Source organism: Acetobacter okinawensis JCM 25146 (genome assembly GCF_000613865.1).
Taxonomy (GTDB): Bacteria; Pseudomonadota; Alphaproteobacteria; order Acetobacterales; family Acetobacteraceae; genus Acetobacter; species Acetobacter okinawensis.
In genome coordinates, this window is the sequence record NZ_BAJU01000001.1 from 134926 (window position 1) to 161093 (window position 26168).

General features: G+C 55.9%; 18 protein-coding genes and 7 pseudogenes. 17 read left to right on the forward strand and 8 right to left on the reverse strand.

Annotated features, from left to right (window positions below; genetic code table 11):
• Positions 1–5: 5 nt before the first annotated feature.
• The 6 genes and pseudogenes from JCM25146_RS00680 (at position 6) to JCM25146_RS00705 (ending at position 5972) form a co-directional block, all read left to right on the forward strand.
• Entirely contained in the window at positions 6–1220 is a 1215-nt protein-coding gene (locus JCM25146_RS00680; protein WP_025825113.1) for a D-alanyl-D-alanine carboxypeptidase family protein, read from the forward strand.
• Positions 1221–1223: 3 nt separating this feature from the next.
• The gene (gene tmk / locus JCM25146_RS00685; RefSeq protein WP_025825115.1) at positions 1224–1862 is read left to right on the forward strand and encodes a dTMP kinase; all 639 of its coding nucleotides are present in this window, start codon (positions 1224–1226) and stop codon (positions 1860–1862) included.
• Positions 1855–2813 (forward strand): annotated as a pseudogene (locus JCM25146_RS16220) (DNA polymerase III subunit delta'). The gene tmk and the pseudogene JCM25146_RS16220 overlap by 8 nt, the downstream one beginning before the upstream one ends.
• Positions 2810–4347: pseudogene (gene metG / locus JCM25146_RS16225) on the forward strand (methionine--tRNA ligase). Before JCM25146_RS16220 ends, metG begins: the two co-directional pseudogenes overlap by 4 nt.
• Positions 4348–4358: 11 nt before the next feature.
• Positions 4359–5147 carry a TatD family hydrolase gene (locus JCM25146_RS00700; protein ID WP_025825117.1) on the forward strand — a complete coding sequence of 263 codons (789 nt, stop codon included), beginning with the start codon at positions 4359–4361 and terminating at the stop codon, positions 5145–5147.
• A gap of 18 nt (positions 5148–5165) precedes the next feature.
• A complete protein-coding gene (locus JCM25146_RS00705; protein ID WP_025825119.1) occupies positions 5166–5972 on the forward strand; it encodes an MBL fold metallo-hydrolase in 807 nt (268 codons plus the stop codon).
• Positions 5973–6002: 30 nt separating this feature from the next.
• On the opposite strand, the gene JCM25146_RS00710 is transcribed toward JCM25146_RS00705, so the two are convergent.
• Both JCM25146_RS00710 and pdxH read right to left on the reverse strand, forming a co-directional pair.
• Positions 6003–6881 (reverse strand): universal stress protein, encoded by an 879-nt coding sequence (locus tag JCM25146_RS00710; protein ID WP_025825121.1) that lies wholly within the window; start codon positions 6879–6881, stop codon positions 6003–6005.
• A 68-nt stretch (positions 6882–6949) separates the two neighbouring features.
• Positions 6950–7588 carry a pyridoxamine 5'-phosphate oxidase gene (gene pdxH, locus JCM25146_RS00715; RefSeq protein ID WP_025825123.1) on the reverse strand — a complete coding sequence of 213 codons (639 nt, stop codon included), beginning with the start codon at positions 7586–7588 and terminating at the stop codon, positions 6950–6952.
• A gap of 191 nt (positions 7589–7779) precedes the next feature.
• On the opposite strand from pdxH, the gene fabI reads away from it, so the two are divergent.
• Both fabI and aroC read left to right on the forward strand, forming a co-directional pair.
• A complete protein-coding gene (gene fabI / locus JCM25146_RS00720; RefSeq protein ID WP_025825124.1) occupies positions 7780–8619 on the forward strand; it encodes an enoyl-ACP reductase FabI in 840 nt (279 codons plus the stop codon).
• An 8-nt stretch (positions 8620–8627) separates the two neighbouring features.
• Positions 8628–9700, forward strand: a pseudogene (aroC, locus tag JCM25146_RS16230) (chorismate synthase).
• 5 nt (positions 9701–9705) lie between these two features.
• Here the strand turns inward: aroC and JCM25146_RS00730 are convergent.
• Positions 9706–10140, reverse strand: a complete 435-nt coding sequence (locus tag JCM25146_RS00730) for an OsmC family protein (protein ID WP_035371655.1) — start codon at positions 10138–10140, stop codon at positions 9706–9708.
• 276 nt (positions 10141–10416) lie between these two features.
• On the opposite strand from JCM25146_RS00730, the gene JCM25146_RS00735 reads away from it, so the two are divergent.
• Entirely contained in the window at positions 10417–11916 is a 1500-nt protein-coding gene (locus JCM25146_RS00735; protein WP_277909527.1) for a malate:quinone oxidoreductase, read from the forward strand.
• Between the two features lie 48 nt (positions 11917–11964).
• On the opposite strand, the gene JCM25146_RS00740 is transcribed toward JCM25146_RS00735, so the two are convergent.
• Genes JCM25146_RS00740 through bioB form a run of 4 tightly spaced genes read right to left on the reverse strand, consistent with a single transcriptional unit; the run spans position 11965 to position 14865 of the window.
• Positions 11965–12489, reverse strand: a complete 525-nt coding sequence (locus tag JCM25146_RS00740; RefSeq protein ID WP_025825131.1) for a 6-pyruvoyl trahydropterin synthase family protein — start codon at positions 12487–12489, stop codon at positions 11965–11967.
• Positions 12482–13210, reverse strand: coding sequence for a 7-cyano-7-deazaguanine synthase QueC (queC, locus tag JCM25146_RS00745; protein WP_035371656.1), 729 nt, complete (start codon positions 13208–13210; stop codon positions 12482–12484). The genes JCM25146_RS00740 and queC overlap by 8 nt, the downstream gene beginning before the upstream one ends.
• 2 nt (positions 13211–13212) lie before the next feature.
• Positions 13213–13857, reverse strand: coding sequence for a 7-carboxy-7-deazaguanine synthase (queE, locus tag JCM25146_RS00750; protein WP_025825134.1), 645 nt, complete (start codon positions 13855–13857; stop codon positions 13213–13215).
• Positions 13858–13866: 9 nt separating this feature from the next.
• Entirely contained in the window at positions 13867–14865 is a 999-nt protein-coding gene (gene bioB / locus JCM25146_RS00755; RefSeq protein ID WP_025825135.1) for a biotin synthase BioB, read from the reverse strand.
• A gap of 188 nt (positions 14866–15053) precedes the next feature.
• Here bioB and JCM25146_RS00760 point away from each other — a divergent pair, with 188 nt between their 5' ends.
• Positions 15054–15329 (forward strand): putative hemolysin, encoded by a 276-nt coding sequence (locus JCM25146_RS00760; RefSeq protein ID WP_025825136.1) that lies wholly within the window; start codon positions 15054–15056, stop codon positions 15327–15329.
• A 95-nt stretch (positions 15330–15424) separates the two neighbouring features.
• On the opposite strand, the gene JCM25146_RS16235 is transcribed toward JCM25146_RS00760, so the two are convergent.
• The gene (locus tag JCM25146_RS16235) at positions 15425–16381 is read right to left on the reverse strand and encodes a YeiH family protein (RefSeq protein WP_242400815.1); all 957 of its coding nucleotides are present in this window, start codon (positions 16379–16381) and stop codon (positions 15425–15427) included.
• 189 nt (positions 16382–16570) lie between these two features.
• On the opposite strand from JCM25146_RS16235, the gene JCM25146_RS00770 reads away from it, so the two are divergent.
• The 7 genes and pseudogenes from JCM25146_RS00770 (at position 16571) to cysD (ending at position 26146) form a co-directional block, all read left to right on the forward strand.
• Positions 16571–17449, forward strand: a complete 879-nt coding sequence (locus JCM25146_RS00770) for a LysR substrate-binding domain-containing protein (protein WP_035371657.1) — start codon at positions 16571–16573, stop codon at positions 17447–17449.
• Between the two features lie 274 nt (positions 17450–17723).
• Positions 17724–18571: pseudogene (locus tag JCM25146_RS16240) on the forward strand (pyridoxal-phosphate dependent enzyme).
• A 388-nt stretch (positions 18572–18959) separates the two neighbouring features.
• Complete coding sequence (locus tag JCM25146_RS00780; protein ID WP_025825138.1) at positions 18960–19730, forward strand: acid phosphatase; 771 nt, start codon at positions 18960–18962, stop codon at positions 19728–19730.
• A gap of 501 nt (positions 19731–20231) precedes the next feature.
• Positions 20232–22680, forward strand: a pseudogene (locus JCM25146_RS16245) (TonB-dependent receptor).
• 61 nt (positions 22681–22741) lie between these two features.
• A pseudogene (locus JCM25146_RS16250) lies at positions 22742–23798 on the forward strand (glycerophosphodiester phosphodiesterase family protein).
• Positions 23799–24710: 912 nt separating this feature from the next.
• Positions 24711–25302: pseudogene (locus JCM25146_RS16255) on the forward strand (phosphoadenylyl-sulfate reductase).
• A 49-nt stretch (positions 25303–25351) separates the two neighbouring features.
• Positions 25352–26146 carry a sulfate adenylyltransferase subunit CysD gene (cysD, locus tag JCM25146_RS00815; RefSeq protein ID WP_025825148.1) on the forward strand — a complete coding sequence of 265 codons (795 nt, stop codon included), beginning with the start codon at positions 25352–25354 and terminating at the stop codon, positions 26144–26146.
• Positions 26147–26168 lie beyond the last annotated feature (22 nt).

Here is a 26168-nt window from a genome sequence, read left to right on the forward strand (position 1 = left end):
TAGCTTTGCAGACTCGACGGTTTTTACTCGCAGGGGGCGCAGCCCTTATCTCTGGTGGGCTGGTGGGTAGTGCGGTTGCGCGCCCCCGGCATGGGGCAACATCGTCCTCTGCCTCCGCAGCGGTGACTCCGGCAGGGAGTGTTGTGCCCGAATCACCGGCCATGACGCCTGTTGGGCCAGTGGATACAATGGCACGCTGGGCCTGCATTCTGGATTATGGCAGCGGCACCACCGTTTTGGAAAAAAATGCGGATGAGCGGATGCCGCCGTCATCCCTGACCAAGATGATGACGGCCTATGTCACATTTGGCATGCTGCGGGCCGGGCGGCTCAAGCTGGACCAGATGCTCCCGGTAAGCGAGCGGGCATGGCGCATGCAGGGCTCCAAAATGTTTGTCCCGCTGGGGCAGAGTGTTGCCGTGCAGGACCTTATTCAGGGTATGGTCATTCAGTCAGGGAATGACGCCTGTATTGTGCTCTCTGAAGGGATTTCCGGTTCCGAAGAGCAGTTTGTCGCCTTGATGAATGATACGGCGTCCAAGCTGGGGCTGACCAACTCGCACTTTATGAATGCAACCGGCTGGCCTGCGGAAAATCACTATATGTCCGCGCGGGATGTTGCTTATCTGGCGTTGCGTCTGATCCATGATTTTCCTGAATATTATCATTTCTTTTCCGAAAAAGAATTTGTTTTCAACAAGATACATCAGGAAAACCGCAACATTCTGGTGGTCAAGGGGCTGGCGGATGGCCTGAAGACCGGCCACACGGACGCTGGCGGGTTTGGTCTGTGCGCCTCGTCAGAGCGGGATGGGCGGCGTGTGGTCATGGCCATTAACGGCCTGCCAACAGATGGCGCGCGTGGGCGTGAAGGTGAACGCCTGATGGGATGGGCGTTTGCTAATTTTGAAACCGCGCAGATCATCAGCAAGGGCGAGATCGTGGATCAGGCCCCGGTATGGATGGGGGCAAGCCAGACCGTGCCTCTGCTTGCGGCGCAGGATTTTAAAATGCTGCTGCCCCATGGCTGGAAGAACAGCACCCGTGTGTCCATCGACTATGACAGCCCGGTGATTGCCCCCGTGCAGGATGGGCAGGTGCTCGGGCAACTGACCGTGGTGCTGCCGGGGGGCAGAAAAGCGAGTATCCCCCTTGTGGCAGGGCAGGCTGTGCCAGCGCTTGGCCTGCTTGGGCGTGCGAGCAGACGGCTGCACCTCTAGGTTATGGCGCAAGGAGTGTTCATAACGCTGGAAGGGGGGGAGGGTGTTGGTAAATCCACGCAACTCCGCCTGCTCCGCGATGCGTTGCAATCCCATGGGTACGAAGTGCTGGCCACGCGCGAGCCCGGTGGTTCCGCCGGGGCGGAGGCCCTGCGTGAATTACTGTTGTTCGGGCAGGCGCCTCTTTCCCTCCGTTCAGAAATTCTGACGCATTTTGCCGCCCGGTTTGATCATGTGGATCAGGTCATTCGTCCAGCTCTGGCGCAGGGGCGCATTGTGCTGTGCGACCGCTTTACGGATTCGACCATGGCCTATCAGGGCTATGGCCGTGCGGAGGGGGAGGCGGCAATTCTGGAATTGATCGCCGTCTTGCAGGCCCAGCTTGGCCTTGCGCCGGATATGACCTTTCTGCTTCAGGCTCCCCGGCAGATCACGCGGCAGCGTCTGGCCGTACGGGGTGCGCCAACAGATCGCTACGAACAGGCGGATGAGGCTTTCCATGCCCGTATTGCCGCAGGGTTTCGGGCTATAGCGGAGCAGCACCCAGAGCGCGTGCACTGCGTGACAACCGATCATTGCAGTGAAGAGGCTGTGACCAGCCGGATCATGAAAGACATTTTGCCCAGATTGCCCGATGTCTGATGCAGCCCCTCTTTCTCCGCGTCTGGCATCACTCCATTTACAGGGGCATAGTGCCGAACTCGCTCTGTTCCGGGGGGCATTCAGCAAGGGGCGCATGCCCCATGCTTGGCTGCTGACCGGTCCACCCGGTATTGGCAAGGCCACGTTTGCCTTCGCCCTGGCCCGAATCCTGGCTGGGGGGGAAGGTGAGGGCAGTCTGGCAGGACGTCGCATTTCAGCCGCAACCCATGCCGATCTTTTGGTGGTCGAGCGTGGTTATGATGAAAAAAAGCACCGCTACCGGCAGGAGATCGTGGCGGATGACGTTCGGCCTATCAATGCCTTTTTGCGCCGGACTGCGGCCGAAGGCGGCTGGCGTGTGGTGATTGTGGATGGTGCGGAGTGGATGAACCGGAGTGCCGCCAATGCGGTGCTTAAAATTCTGGAAGAGCCGCCGCCTGCCACCGTACTGCTCTTAACCAGTTCAGCCCCGGGGCGTTTGCTGCCAACCATACGGAGCCGCTGCCGCAGGCTTGAACTTTCTGCATTGCCAGAGGCGGACATGCGGCGGGTTCTGTCCATGTTGTGGCCGGACCTGCCAGAGCAGGAATTTATGCGTATTCTGGCGCAGGCGCATGGAGCGCCGGGCAAGGCTGTAGCCTTGTCGAGTGACACGGATGGCGGCGTGGCCGCACTGGTTACAGAAGTGCTGCAAGGTGTCAGTGCCTGCGCGGGTACGAAATAGCCGAGGCCGTCCTGCGCAAGGACTATGGTTTTGCCCTCTTTTTTTCCTTGCTGGCAGACCAGTTGCAAAGTGCCGCGCGGCAGGCCGCAAAGGCGGGCAATGCGCATTGCATGGCTTTTGCCACCGCATGGGAGCAGATTATGCGTGTTCATACCGAGACGGAACGCTTTAATCTGGATAAACAGGAAGCTCTTATTGAAGCTATGACGATTGCGAGCGCACAATGACCCGTCGTTTTTATGTCACCACCCCCATCTATTACGTGAACGGAGCACCGCATATCGGCCACGCCTATACGTCTATCGCAGCAGACGTTCTGGCGCGCTTCCATCGTCTTGCCGGGGATGATGTCTTTTTTCTGACCGGTACGGACGAACATGGGCAGAAGGTGGAGCAGGCTGCACAGGCAGCCGGAGTGGCCCCCAAGGCATTTGCGGACAGTGTTTCTGCCAATTTCCGGGCGATGGCCGATGCCATGGCCATTTCGTATGATGACTTTATTCGCACGACTGACCCCCGCCATATTGCGGGCGCACAGGCCCTGTGGCGCAAGGTGGCAGATAACGGCGCGATTTATCTGGATGCCTACGAGGCTGGTACGCCCTGCGTGACGAGTGCTTTTATGGCGAAGATGAGCTGATTGAAGGGCCAGACGGCAAAAAGGTCGCCCCCACCGGGGCACCAGTGGAGTGGCTGAAGGAGCCTTCCTATTTTTTCCGTCTGTCCGATTATCAGGACCGTCTGCTAGAACTGTATGACCGGCACCCCGAATTCCTTGGCCCGCACGGTGCGCGGAACGAGATCATAAGCTTTGTCAAGCAGGGGTTGCGCAACCTCTCCATTAGCCGCACGAGCTTTAAATGGGGCATACCCGTGCCCGGTGATGAGCAGCACGTCATGTATGTGTGGTTTGATGCGCTGGCCAATTACCTGAGCGCACTTGGCTACCCGGATACGAATGCGCAGCGCATGGCCTTCTGGCCTGCCAGCCTGCACCTTGTTGGCAAGGATATTGCGCGCTTCCATGCCATCTACTGGCCAGCTTTCCTGATGGCAGCGGGAATTGAACTGCCAGAAAAAATCTTTGCCAACGGCTGGTGGACCATTGAAGGCCAGAAGATGAGCAAGTCCTTGGGGAACGTGGTTGACCCAAGGGAACTGGTGGCAGAGTTCGGGCTTGATGCCGTGCGGTTTTTTGTGCTGCGCGAGGTGCCGTTTGGTGGAGATAGCGATCTGTCGCGCAAGGCACTGATAACGCGCAATAACGTCGAGCTTGCCAACGATCTGGGCAATCTGGCGCAGCGCACGCTGTCTCTGGTTGCGCGCAACTGTGGTGGCATTCTGCCCGAGCGCGGAACCCTGACAGAAGAGGACCAGAAGCTTCTGGCGCAGGTATCTGTTCTGCCACAACTGCTGGGCGCGCAGTTTGAGCGATGCGCTCTGACCGATGCGCTGGAAGATGTGTGGAAAGTGATCCGCGCCTGTAACGCCTATATCGACCATCAGGCTCCATGGGCGCTGCGCAAGACGGATGTGGAGCGTATGGCTGATGTGCTGCGCGTTCTGCTGGATGCACTGCGCGGCATTGCCACCATGCTTCAGCCTTTTATGCCGGACAGCATGGCCCGTATGCTGGACCAGCTTGGTGTGGCGCAGGATGAGCGGATATTTGCAGCTCTGGAGGTGCCTCTCCCCGGAGGGCGGCAGTTGCCTGCCCCGCAGGGTATTTTCCCCCGTTATGTTGAACCGGAGCCGTCATGACCACAGCATCCATGCCAGGACTGATCGACTCTCATTGCCATCTCGATCATTTTTCGGATGAGGAATTGCCTGTTCTGCTCAGTGCCGCCAAAGAGGCGGGGCTGAGTGGCATGGTCACCATTGGTACACGCCTGTCCCACGCTGCACAGCAAAAGCGCCTGACCGGTTTTGGCAGCCCCGACATGCGGGTCTGGTGCACCATAGGCACTCATCCCGATCATGTGGAGGAAGTGCCTGTTCCTGCGGTGCAGGATATTGTGGCGCTGGCAGATACGCCGGAGGTGATAGGCATAGGTGAGACCGGGCTGGATTACTTCCATGGTCAGGAAGCAGTCCGCCCCCTTCAGCAGGAAAGTTTCCGTAGGCACATTCAGGCAGCCCGGGAGCTGGATATTCCCGTCATTATCCATGCACGACAGGCAGATGAGGATGTTGCGACGATTTTGGAGGAAGAGTCCGCTATAGGGGCTTTCCCCATTCTGCTGCACTGTTTTGCCTCAGGCCCTAAACTGGCCGAACGGGTGGTTGCGCTGGGCGGGTATGTCAGCTTCTCCGGTATCGCAACCTTTCCCAAATGTGAGGAAATTCGCAGTGTTGCCCGTGAGTTACCCATAGACCGTATTCTGGTGGAAACGGATGCGCCTTACCTCGCGCCCGTACCCCAGCGCGGCAAGCGCAACCAGCCAGCGTTTGTTGCCCATACGGCAAGGCGTATTGCGCACGAGCGGGGGCTGGAGGTTGATGCTTTTGCGGAGCAGACAACCCGTAATTTTCAGCGGTTGTTCCGCAAGGTGCGTTAACGCGGGAGAGTGCTGGGTATGCAGGTTAGTGTGCTTGGGTGTGGCGGATCGTCCGGCGTGCCGGCTCTTGGTGGGGAGAATGGCCGCGGTCAGTGGGGGAGCTGCGACCCGGCTGAACCGCGTAACCGGCGTACCCGCACGTCCATTTTTTTACGGATGGGGGATGGGTGCGGCGTTCTTGTTGATACAGGGCCGGACCTGCGGGCCCAGTTGCTGGCGCATGGTATAAGCGCGTTTGATCATGTGATTTACACCCACACACACGCGGACCACGTTGCTGGTATTGATGAGTTAAGGGGCATTAACCGCCAGATTGGCAGAGCTATTAACGCTTACGGCACTGCTGACGTGCTGGAGGAGTTACAGCAGCGCTTCGCCTATGTTTTCAAGCCCGTCACACCGCCACATTTTTTTCGCGCAGCACTGGTGGGTTGTCCTGTCACGTTGGGGCGTTCTGTTGGCATTGGCGGGTATGAGTTTACTCTGTTCGAGCAGAACCATGGTTATGTCACATCCATGGGTATTCGCTGCGGAACCTTTGCTTACAGTACGGATGTGGTGGAGTTGCCAGCCGAGGCCATGGAGTGCCTGCATGGAGTGCAGACATGGATGGTGGACTGTTTTCAAAAAACACCGCACGGCGCGCATGCATGGTTGGACCGGGTGCTGGAATGGAAGGCCCGGATTCAACCCCAACGTCTCATCCTGACCCATATGGGAATGGAGATGGATTGGGAGTGGATGCGCCAGAACCTGCCCGAGGGGGTGGAGGCGGCATGGGACGGCATGAGTTTTGAAGTCCCAGACCCGCCCCGCACGCCATGAGCGGGGCGGAAATCTGAGAACCGGGGGGTTTTAGCGGCTCATCAGAACCGTAATGTTGGCTGATTCCAGCACATGGCGGGTAACACCCCCCAGAATAAGCTGCCGCAGGCGGGAGTGCGAGTAAGCTCCCATGGCCAGCATGTCGGCATTAAAGTCCTGACAGGCAGCTAGCAGACCCTTGCCGACATCCCGATCCACCGGTTGGAACTCCACCGTATCGGCCTGAATGCCGTGGGCTGCCAGATATTCCACCACATCCTTTGCACTGGGGCCGCGGCGTTGGTAATCGCCACAATGCAGTACCCGCACAGCCTCTGCCGTATGGGCCCACGCAAGCGCACCACGCAGGGCGGATGAGGATTCCGCAGTGCCGTTCCAGCCAATGCATACGCGCCTGATTGGTTCCTGGGGCGTTGTGCGGGGGGCTATGACCACAGGGCGTCCGCTATCAAACAGAACTGCGTGCAGTGTTTCGGAGGAGGATACCTCATCCCCGGAATCGGGGTGGGGGACCAGCGTAAAGTCTGACAGGCGAGCCTGTGCGGGAATAATCTCGCTTTCCACACCACGGGCTACGGTAAAGCTGATGCTGGGAGCATCCTGGGGGTAGGTGCTGTGCAGCGGCACAACCTTAATGTCGGGCTGGGTGGCCACATAGCGCTCAAACAGCGTGTGCACGTCATGGGCATGGCGTGCGCTTTCGTGGTCAGCGGAGCGCATGAGGTCTTCCACCATGGCACCCGACATGCCCTCACCAGCCAGTGGGGCAATATCGCGTCCATCGGGGCGGACGTGCAGCACGGCCAGATGGGCACCAAACCGGCGGGCAAACATGCCGCCACGGGCCAGAGCGGCCTCGGCATTGGACGTGCTGGGGAGTGGTAGCAGAATTTTGCGGACGTCTTTCATTATATCGCTCCTTTTAATGTCTGTGCCGGTGGTCTGCTTGGGTTCGGATGGAAAACCGGGAGTGGGCTTTACGGGTATAACCGCGTAACGTCCCATCCGTTCCCATGGTGTTCCCATATGGCCCTGTCATGCAGGCGGTAGGGACGTTCCTGCCAGAACTCAAAATGCTGGGGGCTGACCCGGTAGCCGGACCAGTTTTCGGGGCGGGGAATGGGGCCGTCACCAAACTCCTCTTCCGCATCCTTGAGACGTTTTTCAAAAATATCCCGGTCCGCCAACGGGCGGGACTGGCAGGAGGCAATGGCCCCAAGGCGGGATATACGGCTCCGACTCGCAAAATAGGCATCTGCCTCTGCATCGGAGACCGGGGTAATGTTCCCTTCGATTCTGATCTGGCGGCGCAGGCTCTTCCAGTAGAACAGGAGCGAGGCACATGGGTTGTCGGCCAGTTCGCGCCCTTTGCGGCTGAACATGTTGGTATAAAAAACAAACCCCCGGCGGTCGTGCCCCTTAAGCAGGACAATACGTGCAGACGGCCGTCCTTCTGTTGTGGCGGTTGCCAGCACCATGGCGTTGGGGTCGCAGGGTTCGGTTTTTTCCGCGTCGTGCAGCCATGCGTCAAAGAGGGTAAACGGGTCTGCGTTCAGGTCTAGCAGGGGATGCTCGACAAAGGGGATTGTGGGCGCGTTGGGGTCTGTTTCGGGCATGGGGCGCACTCTTGCTCTAAATGTCATGGAAAGGGGCGTTGCTCTCTTTCGTGTGTGATTCCATACTCCTGCCCGATGTGAGTTTAAAGCATGTCCATGCGTCTTTGGGCTTGTTTCACGCGCCGGTGTATGCGACCACCCCTACAGAAAACCCAGAATTTTTTCCGAAACAAGTAGGTTGAGGTTCCCACATGTCTTCTCCCAACGCCGTACTGCCCACAAAAGGCACGCTGATGAAGGGCAAAAAAGGTCTGGTGATGGGTGTTGCCAATGACCGTTCTCTCGCATGGGGCATTGCATCCGCAGTGGCCGCGCAGGGAGGTGAACTGGCATTTACCTATCAGGGCGAGGCGTTGGGCAAGCGCGTGCAGCCTCTGGCGGACAGCGTTGGCGCAAAGCTCGTTCTGCCGTGCGACGTGACCGATGACGCAGCCATAGACGAAACGTTTGCCGTGATTGAGCGCGAATGGGGCGAGCTGGACTTTGTTGTTCACGCCATTGGCTGGGCGGACAAACAGTTCCTGCGGGGACGTTACGTGGACACCCCGCGTGATGCGTTCCTGACCGCGCTTGATATTTCGTGCTACTCTTTTACAGCCGTTGCACGCCGGGCTGCCAGCCTGATGAAGAATGGCGGTTCCTTGCTGACACTCAGCTATCTGGGTGCTGAGCGTGTGATGCCCCATTACAATGTTATGGGCGTGGCCAAGGCAGCGCTTGAGGCTTCCGTGCGGTATATGGCGGCCGATCTTGGGTCGGAAGGGATCCGCGTTAACGCGGTTTCTGCCGGTCCGGTCAAGACGCTCGCTGCCAGCGGTATTGGTGACTTCCGCTATATTCTGAAGTGGAACCAGTATAACGCACCGCTCGAGCGCAATGTGCTGCTTGAGGAAGTGGGCGGGGCAGGGCTGTATATGCTCTCCGACCTGTCTTCCGGTGTTACGGGCGAAGTGCACCATGTTGACTGTGGCTACAATATTGTGGGTATGAAAAACCCGACCGCTCCCGATATTTCTGTTGCCGGAGACTAAAAACCGCCGTGTCCTACAATACTTTCGGGCATATGTTCCGGGTTACCACGTGGGGCGAAAGCCATGGCCCTGCGATCGGCTGCGTCATTGACGCTGTCCGCCACGCATTGCGTTGAGTGAGGCTGATATTCAGCCTTTTCTGGACCGCAGGCGGCCGGGGCAGTCCGCCTTTACCACGCAGCGTCAGGAGCCCGATCAGGTCCGTATTCTCTCCGGTGTGTTTGAAGGGCAGACCACAGGGACTCCCATCTCCCTGATGATTGAGAACACGGACCAGCGCTCGCGCGATTATGGTGACATTGCCCAGACATACCGCCCCGGTCATGCTGACCTTGTGTATGACCTTAAATACGGCATACGCGATTATCGCGGCGGAGGGCGTTCTTCCGCGCGGGAGACAGCCTGCCGTGTTGCCGCAGGGGCTGTGGCGCGCAAGGTGCTGGGGGCTGGTGTGCAGGTCCGTGGTGCACTGGTCCAGCTTGGCCCGAAGGATATAGACCGTACCCGTTGGGACTGGGCGGAGGTGGAACGCAACCCGTTCTTTTCCCCCGATGCAGGGGTGGTGGATGACTGGGCTGCCTATCTGGCAGGTATCCGCAAGGATGGCTCATCCATCGGAGCGGTGATCGAGATTGTGGCCGATGGTGTGCCCCCAGGGCTTGGTGCACCAATCTATGGCAAGCTGGATGCGGACATTGCAGCAGCCTTCATGAGCATCAATGCCGTGAAAGGGGTGGAGATAGGGGACGGATTTGCCTCAGCCTCACTCAGCGGGCCAGAAAATGCCGATGCCCTGTTCATGCGCAATGGTGTGCTGGAGTTTGGGTCCAACCATGCCGGAGGGGTGCTGGGGGGTATTTCCAGCGGGCAGCCGGTTGTGGCCCGTTTTGCAGTCAAGCCGACCAGTTCCATGTTAACGCCTGTTCCCTCCATTACCAAGGATGGGGTGGAAACACAGGTCATTACCAAAGGGCGGCATGACCCCTGCGTGGGTATTCGGGCTGTTCCCGTGGGGGAAGCCATGATGGCCTGCGTACTGGCAGACCACCTGCTCCGCCACCGTGCCCAGATGGGGGGCTGACCCCTTTACCCGAGCAGAGTAGCATCCAGCGTAATGGGTGCCCTGAATAGTTTGGAAACAGGGCAGCCTTCCTTGGCTTTGTTGGCCAGTTCTAAAAACTGGGACTGAGTGGCTTCTGGCACTCTGGCCTTCAGGGTCAGGGCGATGGAGGTAATCTCAAACCCTGTGTCTGTTTTGCTCAGGCTGATATCGGCCCGTGTATCAATGCTGCTCGGGGTCAGCCCTGCATCCCCCAGAATCAGTGACAAAGCCATGGAGAAACAGGCCGCATGGGCAGCCCCCAGAAGCTCCTCCGGGTTGGTGCCGGGCGTGCCTTCAAAGCGGGTGTTAAAGCCATAGGGCTGCTGGCTGAGTGCTCCGCTTTGGGTGGAGACAGTGCCTTTGCCTGTTTTGATCGCCCCTTCCCAATGTGCGCTCCCGTGTTTGACAATAGTGCCCATGCTGGCTGCGTCCTTGTGCGGTTCACCCGGCGCATTGGCCGGGCATCGTAAGGGAGAAACGTGGAGCCGGGGTATAAAGTTCGGCCAGAGCCTCTGCTCTCGCAGAGATGAAAAGGTGTTTTGGCCCAGTTGTGCCTATACTGCATTCAATAATAAGGCCGTGACTGCTCCGTAATGCCTTGCAAGCACGAAGGAGTAGGAGCATTCCGGCTGTTATCTTTGGCCCCGTTTCCATACGCAGGCGCGGCGGCGGGCGAGGCTGACAACGCGGAGACCATAATGAGTTCCACCACGACCGATACCGCTTCTTCCGTTGATGTCGTCCTGATCGGCGGCGGCGTTATGAGTGCAACGCTTGGAACATTGCTGCGTCAACTCCAGCCGGAATGGAGCATCAGCGTGTTCGAGCGTCTGGGCAGCGTTGCGGAAGAGAGTTCCAATGCGTGGAATAACGCAGGCACCGGGCACTCCGCTCTATGTGAGCTGAATTACACGCCTCAGGGAACAGACGGCAGCGTTGATATTTCCAAAGCTGTGGGGGTGAACGAACAGTTCCAGATTTCTCGCCAGTTCTGGTCCTATCTGGTGGAAAACCAGATTATTGTGTCCGCTAAAAGCTTTATAACGCCCGTCCCGCACATGAGCTTTGTATGGGGGGAAGATAACGCGGCGTTCCTGCGCAAACGTTACGAAGCCCTTGCCCAGCACCCTCTGTTCTCTGGCATGGAATATACAGAGGATACGGCCCAGATCACCCAGTGGGCACCGTTGATCATGCGTGACCGCCCTGCCGGGCAGAAGCTGGCCCTGACCCGTAGCCTTAAAGGAACGGATGTTAACTTTGGTGCCCTGACCCGCCTGATGTTCACCTATCTTGCCAGCACACCGGCCTGCACGTTGCACACGCAGCATGAGGTGAGTGACATTACCCGTAATGGCACTGACGGCTGGAATCTGAAAATACGTGACCTGCGGCAGAATACCCAGCGTGAGGTCAAAGCTCGCTTTGTCTTTATCGGCAGTGGTGGAGGAGCGCTCTCCCTGCTGCAAAAAACAGGGATTCCAGAAGCGCGGGGCGTTGGTGGCTTTCCGGTCAGTGGGCAGTTCCTGCGGTGCACCAACCCGGACCTGATTGCCCAGCACCATGCCAAAATTTACGGTAAGGCATCCGTTGGGGCTCCCCCCATGTCTGTGCCGCATCTTGATACACGCATGATCGATGGTAGTCCCGCCTTGCTGTTTGGGCCTTACGCCGGTTTTTCCACACGCTTTTTAAAGCAGGGGTCTCTGATGGACCTGCCGCTTTCGGTGCGGGCCGATAATATTGGTCCCATGCTGGCGGTCGCGCGGGATAACTGGGCCTTGACCAAATATCTGATCGAACAGGTCATGCAGACGCAGGCTGCCCGCATTAAGGCTCTGCAGGACTTTATTCCCAACGCTCAGGCCAAGGACTGGGAACTGGTTGTGGCAGGCCAGCGTGTGCAGATTATCAAAAAAGATGCAGCCAAAGGGGGCGTTCTGCAGTTTGGCACGGAAGTAATCGCCAGTGAGGACGGATCCGTTGCCGCGCTGCTCGGGGCTTCCCCCGGTGCATCTACCGCAGCGCCAATCATGTTGAATGTTCTGCAAAAATGCTTCCCCACAAAAATGCCGGAATGGACAGACAAGTTGCGCCAGATCATTCCATCATTCGGGCAAAAGCTCGCTCGTCACCCAGACCTGTGTGAGGAAGTTTTTGATAAAACAACGCAGGTGCTGGGCCTGACCCAGTAATTTCGCCAGCCCCCCGTATGCTGTGCTATGGGGGGCAAAGGCGGAGGCTTAGTCTGCGATACTCATGTCGGCGCGGTTCCACCAGTATGCCTGCCCAATGTCGGTATTGGGGATAAAGTCAGCCGGGTCGCCTGCAAAGCTGACTGTATTGGTCGGGGTTTCTTCAATGCTTAGTTCCGAGCAGTACAAAACCCCACCTTCGGCCACCAGAAAGGCATTGATCTTGGCCATGAGCAGGCAGGTCATCAGTTCGGTTGTCGGGTCGCCGGGGGTGACCACAATGCGTGCCGCACGTGTGGGTTCATGCGTTTTGAACCATGCGAGAAGTGGGTCATCTCCTGCAAGCTGGAGTGCGTGGTCCAGCCGCTCATCCACAAAACGGTGCCAGGTCTGCTTTGCTTTTTGAAAAGAGACCGGCATGTTGGCAGAACCATCCAGACGGCTGGGGCTGGTGGGTTTAAGCCGTACCGTTATAAACTCATTATGACCATGGGGCAGGGCGCAGCTCTCGCTGGCACCGTGAATAAGACGGTGTCCCATAGAAAAACGGCGTGTAAAAACTAGGTCAGGCATGTTGGTTTTCTGCTCTGTAGGCTTCCCATCCGGCGCGGCGGAGCTGGCAGGCGGGGCAGGTGCCGCACCCATAACCCCAGGCGTGGCGCTGGGTACGCTCGCCCATATAGCATGTATGGCTCTCATGGTTAATGAGCGTGACCAGTGGCGCGCCCCCCAGTTCTTCTGCCAGCGTCCATGTTTCGGCTTTGTCGAGCCACATCAGGGGGGTGTGCAGGACGTACCGGCTCTCCATCCCCAGATTAAGGGCGACCTGTAGGGCCTTTATGGTGTCGTCTCTGCAGTCCGGGTAGCCGGAATAATCTGTTTCGCACACGCCGGTTACAATGTGGCGTATGCTTCTGCGGGCAGCCAGAGCGGCGGAAAAAGTTAAAAAAATCAGGTTGCGACCGGGCACAAAGGTGTTGGGCAGGCCGCTTTGAGTCATGGAGATTTCGGCATCGCGGGTGAGTGCCGTGTCGGAAATATCGTTCAGGGCGTGCAGGGGCAGGGTATGGTCCGGCCCAAGCCGCTTTTTCCATTCCGGGTTCTGGGCTGCCAGTCCATCCCGTATGCTCTGGCGGCATTCAAGCTCAATGGCATGGCGTTGTCCGTAATCAAAACCCACGGTCTCCACATGCCCAAAGCGCGACAGCGCCCACGCCAGACAGGTTGCGGAGTCCTGCCCGCCAGAAAAAAGGACAAGTGCTGATTCGGTCTGTTCCTTGGAGGACAGGGGCATGCTCAGGGTATTCCCGTCAGCTTGTGGGTTTGCAAGGACAAGGCCCATTGCGGCGTTTGCAGGCAATAGGCAATGGCGGCCTGCGTGTTGGCCGCCTGTGCCGGGCCATCCATGGGTTGTAGCCAGAACTGAGCAAAGTCCAGCCCCGCCACATCTGCCGGTTTCAACCCGGTTTGCGGATAGACCAGTTTGAGTTCAGTACCGCTGGTTTGCACGAGTGGTGCCCCGGCTTTGGGGCTGATGCACAGCCAGTCTATGCCGGGTGGTGCCAGCACCGTGCCATTGCTCTCAACCGCAATGGAAAAACCTCTGTCATGCATGGCGGTGATCAAGGGCGGGTCTAACTGGAGCAGTGGTTCCCCCCCTGTAAAGACCACCAGACGGCGGGCAGGAGTAGGTGGGGCAGAGGTCGGCCAGAACCCGGCAATACGGTCAGCCAGTTCGGCCGCAGTGTTAAACCGCCCGCCTCCAGTGCCGTTGGTGCCGATAAAATCGGTATCGCAGAACTGGCAGGTGGCCTGTGCCCTGTCCTCTTCCCGGCCGGACCAAAGGTTGCAGCCGGTAAAGCGGCAGAACACAGCCACGCGTCCTGCCTGCCCACCTTCGCCCTGTAAGGTGAGAAAAATTTCTTTGACCGAGTAAACCATTTTAAAGTCTTACAGGCCGATCCCGGTCGTATGCATGCCCAGCGTATCCAGCAGGGCCCTGTCGCGCTGAGCCTGCGGGTTGGGTGTGGTCAGCAACCGCTCACCATAGAAAATGGAGTTGGCCCCGGCCAGAAAACACAGGGTCTGCGTTTCATCGGTCATATTTTCACGCCCGGCGGCAAGGCGCACGCGGCTTTTGGGCATGGTAATGCGGGCAGCGGCAATCATGCGCACAAAGTCCAGCGGCCGCACCTCATCCGCATGGGCAAGGGGGGTGCCCTCCACGCGGACCAGCAGGTTGATCGGTACACTCTCTGGGTGAGTGGGCATGTTTGCCAGTGCGGTTATCAGGCCCGCACGGTCGGTTTCGTTCTCGCCCATGCCGACAATGCCGCCGCAGCAGACATTGATCCCCGCATCACGCACATTGGAGAGCGTATCCAGCCGCTCCTGATAGGTGCGGGTGGTAATGATCTGGCCATAATATTCAGGCGAGGTGTCGATATTGTGGTTGTAATAGTCCAGACCAGCCTGCTTGAGCCTGTGTGCCTGTGTATCGTCCAGCATGCCAAGGGTGACGCAGGTTTCCATCCCCAGTTCCTTGACGCCTTCAATCATGGCGCAGACGGTTTCCATGTCCCGTTCCTTGGGGGTCCGCCAGGCGGCACCCATACAAAAACGGCTCGCCCCTGCGGCTTTGGCTTTTCTGGCCTCGGTCAGCACGTTTTCAACCGCCATGAGCTTTTCGGCTTTTACGCCGTCTTCATGCAGCGCGCTCTGGGGGCAATAGGCGCAATCTTCCGGGCAGCCGCCGGTTTTGATCGACAGAAGGGTGGAAATCTGAATTTCGGTCGGATCAAATGTCGCGCGGTGAATGGCTTGCGCCTGAAACATCAGTTCCGGGAAGGGGAGGTCAAGCAGTGCCTGTACTTGCGCGACACTCCAGTCATGGCGTGTGTCCACAGATGAAGGGGCAGGGCGGGTAAAAGAGGGCGAACCATCAGGCATGGAATATCAACCGAACCAGATATGCTAAAGGAAGGACTGCCGAGTATATCGCGTTTGAAACGTCAAAGCCAGTTTTTAGCAGTCAGGCATAAGGTGCCCTTAATGCGTGCACCGCCTTCACAACGGGAGTAAAGTGTTTGCATACTGCGGCCACGCTCAACCTGAAGGCAAAAACTAAGGTGTTTACGATGATAAAAAGAAAAACGGTTCTGGGGCTGACTCTGGCACTGGGCGCGCTTGGAACCCTTGGGGCATGTGAACAACACCCACAGGAACGATCAGGTCGGGGCGTTGGGCTCCTGCGCATGCCCAACCCGGCATCGCTCTATTGCGTGAAAAAGGGTGGGGAACTGAAGATGGAGACAACCGACAAGGGGCAGGTCGGGTACTGCCATCTGCCAGACGGTACTGTGGTGGAAGAATGGAAACTGTTCCGCCAGGACAACCCGCGGCAGGAGGGGTGATCTGCCGTAAAGGCGGTTCATTCTGGGGACGGGCATATCGTTCGGGTGTGCTTATGCCCCCACAATCAGCCTGACGAGTATCAGGCTGGCCCCAATCAGCCGATCAGGGAAAAAAAGACCGTCAGGGCTAAGGCTCTGCCAGCGCGCATGACCGTGCGCAGGTCTACACTCAGGCCAAGGGCTGCCATTGCCATAATGGTCAGGGCAGTTGCCGCAAGGCTTAAAGGCTCTACGGCCTGCGTGGGGACAAGGCTGGCCGTGCGTGCGACCATCATGCCCACAAACCCCAGAATATACCATGGGACAAGGCGGAAGATGGCGGAGGAGCCGGCCTGAGCTTGCGGGGCTTCTTGCATCGGTATCTTTCGGGCTGTGCCAATCAGGCCAAGTAAAAGGCAGACTGGCCCCAGCATAAGTACGCGCATAAGCTTGACCAGCGTGCCTGCATGGATGGCGGTCTGGCCAAAAGGCGCTGCTGCGGCCACAACCTGCGGCACGGCATAAACGGTCAGGCCCGCCAGCGTGCCCTGTGCTTCTGGCGTGAGGTTCAGGGATGGCAGCAGAAGTGGCAGCGCAAGAACGATCACAAGGCCACCGGCCGCAGTAAAAGCAATGGTGGTGCCTACGTCTTCATCTTGTGCATGAATAACGGGCGCTGCGGCCATTATAGCGGAGTTCCCGCATATTGCGTTCCCGCAGGCTACGAGTACGCGTTGCTGCATAGGCAAACCGGCGAGTGACCCAACCAGCAAGGTAAAAACAATGCTGGTTGCAACAAGAGCCACAACCGCTAGGAGCAGGTGCAGCCCTGCGCCAAAAACGGCATTGGGGGCAAAGGATGCACCCAAACAAACGATGGCAATGTTCAAAAGGGTTCTGGAGCAGAACCTAGTGCCTGCGGCCCAGCGGGGGCCGGGTTTGCAGGCTGTTCGTATGCCAACTCCAAGTAGAAGGGCCAGATTGAGGCTTTCCAGCCACGCTTTACCCAGAAGCCTGTGTTCTGCCATTTCCAGCGCTGCGGCAAAAGCACTGAGCAAAAGGCAGAGCAACATGCCCGGCAGAATGCTCTGTATGTGTTGAATAGAGAATCTTGTGGAAAGGTGTGCAGAGGGAAGGGCTGTTGCCACGGCGGTTTGTCCTTTTGTTCTCCCCGGTTTTAAGAGTAGCCAATTCAATCAATCCAACTCATAGTTATTGTCATTTTAATCGTTAATTGTGATTGGTTGTGTGAGATACAGGGCATGACACTGGAGCAACTCCGTCTATTTGTGGCTGTGGCCGAGCGAGAGCATGTTACGGCGGCCAGCCGTGCCCTGCACGTGACGCAATCGGCTGTATCTGCCGCCATTGCGGCGCTGGAGGAACGGCATGGCGTCAAGCTGTTCCATAGGGTCGGGCGTGGCATATGCCTGACAGAAGCCGGGCGGCTGTTCCTGCCCGAGGCCCGTGCCGTTCTGGCTCGTGCCGCCGTAGCCCGTAATGTGCTGGAAGAGGTGGGCGGGCTGAAACGGGGCACGTTGCGCCTGGTTGCCAGCCAGACCATTGCAGCTTACTGGCTACCGCCCATTCTGGTCGCTTTTAGGCGGCTCTACCCGGATATTGAGATTGATCTGGCGATCAGTAACACGCTGGATGCCGCCTCCCGCGTAAGGGATGGAGAGGCGGAGATGGGGATCGTTGAAGGCGTGGTGGATGATCCCGCTCTGGCACAATGGCCGCTTGGAGAGGACCACCTGACAATTATTCAGTCAGATCCGCAGTTCCCACGCACCATAAGCCGGACATGGCTCTGCGCGGCCCAATGGGTCGTGCGGGAGCAGGGCTCTGGTACACGTGCAGCACTGGAGCGTTATCTTGCAGGGTTGGGCATTGCGTTGCAGGAGATAAACATAAGCCTTGTTCTGCCCTCAAACGAGGCCGTACGCACGGCCATAGAGGCGGGAGCAGGGATTGGCGCGCTCTCGTCTTTGGTGGTGGCGCCGTCCTTGCTGGCTGGTACGCTGCACGCGGTGCCACAGACCTTGAGCACCCGTGCGTTTTATGGCCTTAGGCACAAGGAACGTTATCGCAGTCAGGCTGCGGATGCATTGCTGGAGTTGATTGCGCAACACAAGAGTTGACCGGGGATGCGTGCATCACCCAAGAAGAGTGCGCGCGTGTGCTCTGAAAGGGCAAAAAATCCGTTTAGGGGCATCACGTTAGGGGAAAATTATGCTAGGTTCTACGCCCTTGCTCCAATCGCTCCCGCAAGCCGCATGCGGTGGATATAACCGGACACCCAAACATGACAGTTCTGCCGACTTTTAGTGACGTAGTTGCAGCTTCGGCCAGAATACAGGGCAGGCCCATCGTACACCGGTCCTGAAGTCCCGCTATCTCAACGCGCTGAGTGGGATGGAGTTGTTTTTTAAGGCTGAAAATTTCCAACGTGTGGGTGCTTTCAAGTTCAGGGGCGCAACCAACGCGATTCTCGCTTTGCCAGAAGCCACAAGACAAAAAGGAATTGTGGCGTTTTCATCTGGCAACCATGCTCAGGCCATTGCCTGTGCCGCGCGTGATGCGGGAATCTCAGCCGTTATTGTGATGCCAGAAGACGCCCCTGCCATGAAGCTTGCGGCCACGCGCGGCTATGGGGCAGAGGTTGTGACCTATGACCGATATTCTCAGGATCGGGAGGAAATAGCCGCCCGTCTTGTTGCCCAGCGGGGCGGCACGCTGCTGCCGTCTTTCAATCACCCGGACATTATTGCAGGCCAAGGAACTGCCGCATTGGAACTGCTGGAGGAAACGGGGCCACTGGACGCACTGTTTGTGCCTGTGGGTGGGGGTGGTCTTGTCTCTGGCTGTGCGCTTGTGGCCAATAAAATTGCGCCCGACTGCGCCGTTATAGGGGTTGAGCCAGCGGCAGGGATGATGCGCGACAATCCATTGCAGCAGGGCATATTGTCAAAATTGCTACCCCGCGCACAATTGCCGATGGAGCGCAGACCACCAGCGTGGGGGATATGACATTCGCAATCATGCAGAAATACGTCCGGGATATTGTTACGGTGGATGATGCGGCGTTGGTCACAACTATGCGTCTGCTGGCTGAGCGCATGAAAATTGTTGTTGAGCCAACCGGGTGTCTGGCTCCAGCGGCGGCTTTTGCTGCTGCGCCACAATGGCAGGGGCGGCGTGTTGGTGTACTGTTATCTGGTGGGAATATTGATATTGCGGCGTTTGCTCGATTTGTTGGCTAACGCTGACTTCGGTCAGTACCCAGCACCGTGACGGGGGAGGGGGTGTGATGGCGCAAAGCGCGGCTTGATTCTGGGGCGCGAGCGTGAACATCGTGCCGGCAGTACCATCATGCGCCATGCTGGTGATGTGGTGGTCCGTTTACTTTAAAGTATAAATGTTCGATGTGTCATGCCACTATTATACTCGGACAAAAATGATCGCTAAAGCGCCCGACAGGAATGTTTGTTACGGGCGTTTAGTGCGGATTTTTGCATTTTTGACGGATCACGTGGATGTAACCAAGTATTCGCACTTTGGAATATGAATTTTCATCAGATTGTCACACTTAAATATGTTTGGATCACGTAATGGATATGCTCTGTTATAACGTGATTAAAGCCACTAGATATGTCCAGCCGTTCTACGCTTCTTTTTGTGATGTTAATCTGTGCTGACGCGCTGATTTCGTCACCAACCCTACATGCAGAACAAATACAGCTCCCTGATGGACGTATTTTTTTGCCGCCACCGCCTGCGGACAGCTCCCATGCGCAGGCAGCAGACATACAGGCTTATGAAAAATCTAGAATTTTAAAAAATAGCAATCGCTGGCAATTGGCTCAAAATGATGCAGATCTTAGGCCTGAACATATCATTGACGATTTTTCTTGTGCTGTGGGTTTCAGGGTTTTGCCAAATGAAGTGCCCACGCTTGTTAGCATACTGAGCATAATTGAGAAACCGCTAGAGCAGCGGATATCGGAAGAAAAAGAGAATTGGCAAAGAAAAAGGCCTTTCGTTGGTAAAAATCAATCCATCTGTACGCCGGATGCCAACAAACTGTCTGCGAGTTTTTCTTATCCGTCCGGGCATACTACGTGGGGCTGGTTGGTCGCTTCCATTCTGAGTAGTGCTTTACCTGATCGTTCCACATATATTATGCAGCGTGGGCGCGTTTTTGGAGAAAGCCGTATTGTCTGCGGTGTGCATTGGAAAAGCGATGTGCAGGCGGGGTATATGAATGGTGGCGCCATGTTTGCTGCGCTACAAGAACAACCGTGGTTTGCAGAGAAAATGAAAAATATTCGCAAAGAATTGCAGGAGGCGCGGCTAAAAGCAATGCCGCTGAACAATACTACCTGTTCTATTGAGCATGAGGCTGCCAAGGAAACATTTTGATATAATCAATGTGAATCTCTGGTATTAAAATATGAACGCAGTGCTCATGGTGGGTTGCAACGCATTGCCCGTTTTGAAGTGCTGCGAATATTTTGCGATGATGTAGTAATTTTATACAGAATTCTGCCGTAATATGATGTGAATTTCCAATTTTTATTCTGCATAATAATTCGCAGTGATATCTTGTTTGACTCATATGATCTGGTTTTATTGTTGTGGGATGCTCGTGTCCCAATGGTTTTTAGTATCTTATCCTGAATATTGTCGGGATAATATACATATTTTAAAAATTACGTCTGCCTCAATACTGAGGGAAAGGCGGGTGGTGTGCTCCCATCATAGGTAATTCACGGATATATGCCCGATTGACTGATTGGATAAACCCTAAGGCCAGTTCAGGGGGAGTGCAGTATTTCACAATAAAAGTGTCACACAATTTATCAGAAATTTTTTGTAATAACGCGCTCAGGAATCAACCGAGTTGAGGATAGTTTTATTCCCATGCGCCTTATACCTGTGTCGCGTCGGGCCGCTCTGTGGCTCTTCTGCTCTCCTCTGGCATTTTCCACCGGCTATGCGGCAACGGTTTCAAAAAACCAAGGCGCATCAAAAGCTGCTCAAACCCATGCAGCCGTGCCCCCACAGGATGCCAGCGCACCTGTGGTCAATGCTCCCCGTCGGTCACCTAAAAGCTCTGGCGCTACTCATGCGACGGAAGCTGAGCAGATTATTGCTACAGGTCGCCACAGCCGGTCTGAGCAGACAGTTGGTCATATCCAGATGCAGCGTATTCTGCCTGGTATTAACCCCATCAAGTCCCTGCAAATTCTGCCTGGTGTTGTGTTCAATAATGCGGACCCATGGGGGAATAACGAACAAAACTCTTCGCTCTTCATTCATGGGTTTGCAAAAAACCAGCTTGGCTACACGCTGGATGGGATCCCGCTAGGGGATCAGGATTACGGCAACTATAATGGCCTTTCGCCCCAACGCGCAGCAATTAGCGAGAATATCGCTTCCGCATCCGTTGCCACGGGTGCCGGTGCTTTGGGTACTGCCTCGACCAGTAACCTCGGTGGCACGTTGCAGTTTACGACACAAGACCCGCTGCATCATGCTGGTGGCCAGCTAAGCCAGACCTTTGGCAGTTGGTCCACTTTCCGCACCTTTGCCCGTATTGATACAGGGGATTTTGGTAACGGAAATTCGGCCTACGTCTCTTGGGGGCGTCAGGATGCGCGTGCGTGGGATTTTGCCGGGCATCAGGGTGGCAATCAGGTAAACGCAAAATTTGTGCACGAAGATGAGAAGAACAAAATCAGCGTGTTCTTCGATTGGTCGCAGAAGGTCGAACCGAACGAAGACGGCATTGTCATGCCTAATGGTGGCGACCTATATGTTCGCCCATTCATGTACCCCAATCTTTCTGAAGCTATTAATTATTACAAAAATTCTGCCGCTTATACGAATGCAGGGCTGAATTACCGGAATTATTATTCTGCTGCCCAGCGTGAAGATTACCTGATGTACACAAAATGGTCTCATAATTTCAGTAAGGACCTGAAGTGGGATACACAGATCTACTATCATCATGATCTGGGTGAAGGTGTTGTTGCTGGTCCCATTACAGCGGCGGGGCTTCCGACCCTGTTCTCATCCTATTTTCCCAATCAGAGCGCTTCTGATCTGTCCAATGTATTTGGTGGCTCAGGTATGGCTACCCGTACCACGGAATACTGGGATAACCGTGGCGGGATCATGAGCAGCCTGCACTACCATGTCGGGCATCATAATATCGAACTGGGTGGCTGGTACGAACGTAACAACAATACGCAAGCCCGTCGGTGGTATGCTCTGGATGTCAACAACCCGACCACTCCGTATGAGCGCCAGCAGAATGCGTTGATTAACCAGTATACCAACAATTTCTATACAAACACATGGACCACACATCTGCAGGACACCTGGCAGATCAGCAAGAATTTTGCACTGAATGCCGGGTTCAAGTCCGAGTTGGTCTACACCAATGGTACGCTGCCGGTCGCGGCGCTGCCCGGATCCCTGTCTCCCAAGACAGCCATTACCGTCCCGGGTGGGACCATTGCCTCTGTTAAACCGTTCCTGCCTGCTTTTGGTGCATTGTGGAATATTACCAACCACGAGCAGTGGTTTGCCAATATTCAGGAAAACATGCGCTCATTTGAAGCCGCAGGGTATGGAAACGCGACCCCGTGGGGTGTGACCAGCCAGCAGGCGTTTGATGACTTCCGCAAAAATGGTAAGCCCGAAACCTCATGGACGTATGAAACAGGCTTCCGCACCAACAGGCATTTGGATGCCGGTCCGCTGACCAATATCAGTGGTCAGCTTGAATACTACCATGTGCATTTCTCAAATCGTCTATTGGCTGTTGCCACAACACAGACACTCTCTTCCATTGTGGGGAGCGCAACAACGCTAACCAATGTGGGGTCTGTCTCTACCGATGGGATGGACTTTTCCTTTACTGCACAATTTGGCCCGCATTTTTCTTTCTACAATGCCTTATCTTATAATAAATCGGTCTATAATGATAACTATATGAATGGCACCACGTCGGTGCACACCGCTGGCAAAAACGTGGCCGGTGTTCCCAACTGGACAGAAAAATTTGTAGCCTCTACGTTGGGGAGATTTTGACGCTCAGTTTATTGGTGATGTCGTGGGTAAGCGCTACACCACTTTTACCAACGATCTACATGCTAGCGCCTATGCGCTGTTCAGCCTGAATGCCGGTTATGACATCAAGGGAATTCCGCGCATCCGGTCACTGCATGTGCAGGGGAACATTACCAATCTGACGAATGAAAAAGGCTGGTCTACGCTCAACACCAACAATGCCTCCAGCCAGTACACGGCCTTTCCCATTGCGCCACGGATGTACTTCCTGACGCTAAGCGCAACATTCTAAGGTAAGTCTGATGCAGCGTTGTTCACGGCGTTCTCTTTTGGTTGGCTCCTGCGCTGCAGCAATGTGGGCGGGGGCACGGAGTGCGCGGGCGGCTCCGGCGCTCGCTCCGCATCCACTGGTATTTGCTCACCGAGGGGCATCAGCTTCGGCCGGAACACACATTGGCATCCTACGCCAAAGCCATTGCAGATGGTGCAGACTATATTGAACCTGATCTGGTGATGACCAAGGATGGTGTGATGGTCTGCCGCCATGAAAGCAACATTGCCGAAACAACAGATGTGGCGCAGCGGCCGGAGTTTGCCAGCCGCAAGCGCACCGTCGTTATTGATGGCAAGACGGCGACGGGTTGGTTTACCACCGATTTCACCCTTGCAGAGTTGAAAACTGCGGGCGAAAGAACGTCTTGGCAAACTGCGCATGCATAACACGCGTTATGATGGGCATTTTGCCATTCCGACTTTTGAAGAGATGATTGATTTTGTAGCGGCTGAAGCGGCGGCATGTGGACGAGATCTGGGACTAATTCCTGAAATCAAACATTCCACGCATTTCCATGCGTTGGGGTTCGATCCAGAAGCGTTGTTCCTGCGTACTATTGCCGCTAATGACTATACGCGTACAGCCCCACTGGAGGTACAGTCATTTGAAACCAGCAACCTCCAGCGCATTGGTCATGAGATCCGTGCGATCAACCCGCAGGCAAGAGTGATGCTATTGATGGGGGAACGCACGAACGTACCCCCAGATCTTGCTGCAAAGGGACAAAAAACCACCTTTGGTGACCTGATGACCCTGCGGGCTTGAGAGAGGTACGGCATTATGCGGATGTTATTGGTCCATCCTTGACTGACCTGATTCCGCGAGATGCGCAGGGAGCTTGGCTTGAGCCATCTTCTTTAGTGGATGATGCTCATGCCGCTGGCTTGCTGGTTCACGCTTATACCTGCCGCCCCGAAAACTACTTCCTGCCTCGCCAGCTACGCAATGCGGATGGGGATGGTGCACGCAATGTAGCGGGATCTATAACGGAAATCCGTCGCTATCTGGACATGGGGCTGGATGGCTTCTTTACAGATGACCCTGCAATTGGCCGGATGGCCGTAAATCAGTGTTAAGTTCAGGCCTTATTCTTCAAAATAGAAGGTAAAATTTGCGGTGATGTGGATTGCGGACACAAAATGATGAAGGCATAGGTTGTGCCTCGCAACCACACGTCGTCGGTCTTGCAGCTTTAGAGTCTCAAGATAACGGTTTGTGCTCTCGCTGGGTGTAAAGGGGAGGGGTATCAAACCAAAGAATGGGTCACCAATGCAGTTATCTGTGTTTTGCACGGGAATTTCGGGCAACGTGTCGATCCTGCGCAACTCTCATTTATCCGTTCTCTCAAATTGCGCAAAAGGGGCTGGAAAATGAGTGCCTAACCAGATAGGGATGGCATTTTTATCCCGCCCAAGAGGAACAATTCAATCTTGGCGGTCAAGGTTGATTGCAAACTTCAAATAGCCAATTATCGCATAAGATATATTATGCCAACAAAATGAGGCCTCTCAATTGTCGACCATCACCGTATCCGGTCCAGCGCGTGCGGGGTCAATCATGGTGTGTTTTACACCTGATTTGGTCGTTGCATTGCGTAAGTTACCATCCAAATCAGCATTCGTTGAGGTTCTCGGTGTTGAAACACAGGCATTTTGCGACGTTTGAGGTCACCGCACCCGCCAAAAATGAGACAATGATGTCATTCCCTGTTTTGTGGCGCCAGATATGCTGATGGAGTTTGTATTGCACAAAATCGAATCGTGTATTGTGGGGGGCGCTGGGTAGGATTGTCTATTTTTATGTGTTGTTTTTGCCCAAATATATCTATAAGGGGTCGTTAAATATGCTTCTATCATTCACTGTGGTGGGTTGTGGATATTTTGTCTTCTGACAATGCAAGTGTTATCAGAGAGTTGACTGCGGTGCAGGATGACCCGGTTTTGCTGCTGCGCAAGGCGCACGCGCTGCTGGGGAACAGGCTTGCCGTCATGTCCTCCTTTGGCGCGGAATCTGCGCTTCTGCTCGCTTTTGTGGCTGAGGCTGACCCCGGCATAAAGGTCCTGTTCCTGAATACGGGCAAGCACTTCCCTCAGACACTCGCATATCGTCAGGAACTGGCGGATGCGCTGGGCCTGACCAATGTGGAAGACATAGGGCCATCCCCTGCCCAGATCAGCGACCGGGATCCTAGCGGAGAACTCTGGCTTTTGACCCGGACGCCTGCTGTAATCTGCGCAAGGTGGAGCCGTTGCAGGTGGCATCCCTGCCGTATGAGGTTCTGGTAACAGGGCGCAAGCGTGGGCAGGCTGCGACGCGCGCCACAATGACCATTGTGGAAGAGCGTGCCGATAGCCAGCAGCTGCGCATCAACCGCTGGCGTTCTGGAGTGCGCAGGATATTCAGGCGGAAATGCAGCGCCGTGCATTACCGCCGCACCCGCTTGTGGCTGAGGGATATTTGTCCATTGGATGTGAGCCATGCACGCGTCCGGTGGATGGGCAGGAAGATGCCCGGTCGGGCCGCTGGTCCGGTTTGAACAAAACCGAGTGCGGGATACACATTGCGGCCAAACCGCTATAATGCATTTGGTAAACTAGACTTACCCGTCAAAACTACAGGGTCGTGGAACATGGATCATCTTGATCAACTGGAAGCTCAGAGCGTTTTTATTCTGCGGGAGGCTTATCGCAAGCTTAAGCCGCTAGCCATGCTGTGGTCATTGGGCAAGGACTCCAATGTTATGGTCTGGCTCGCCAAAAAGGCGTTTCTTGGGCGTGTCCCCTTCCCTGTCATGCATGTGGACACGGGAAAAAAGTTCCCGGAAATGTACCAGTTCCGTGATGAGTACACCAAAAAATGGGAGCTCGATCTGCTGCTCGGTGACTGCCCGCCGGTAGAGGAGATGGACCCCTCCTTGCCGCCTGCCGCCCGTTCTGCCGCGCGTAAGACCGCAGGTCTTGCCGCCATGATTGAAAAGCACAAATTGCAGGGTGTTATCGCCGGTATCCGCCGTGACGAGCAGGGAACCCGCGCAAAGGAGCGTGTGTTTAGCCCCCGTGGTGCCAGCCATAAATGGGATATTCGTAACCAGCCGCCCGAATTCTGGGACCAGTACGCGACCCCGCACGAAGATGGCATGCATATTCGTGTCCATCCGCTCCTGTCTTGGCGTGAGATTGATATCTGGCGTTATATCGAGCGTGAAGGCATTCCGTTGGTTGATCTGTATTTTGCCAAAAATGGTAAGCGTTACCGTTCCTTGGGGGATGCGGATATTACGTCTCCGGTGGAAAGCAATGCCGCGACATTGGCCGAAGTGATTGCTGAGCTGGAAACAACAAAAACCTCCGAACGTTCGGGCCGGGCCATGGATCATGAATCCGAAGATGCCTTTGAACGCCTGCGTGTTGCTGGTTATCTCTGATAGAGCGTGGATCGGAAAAAAC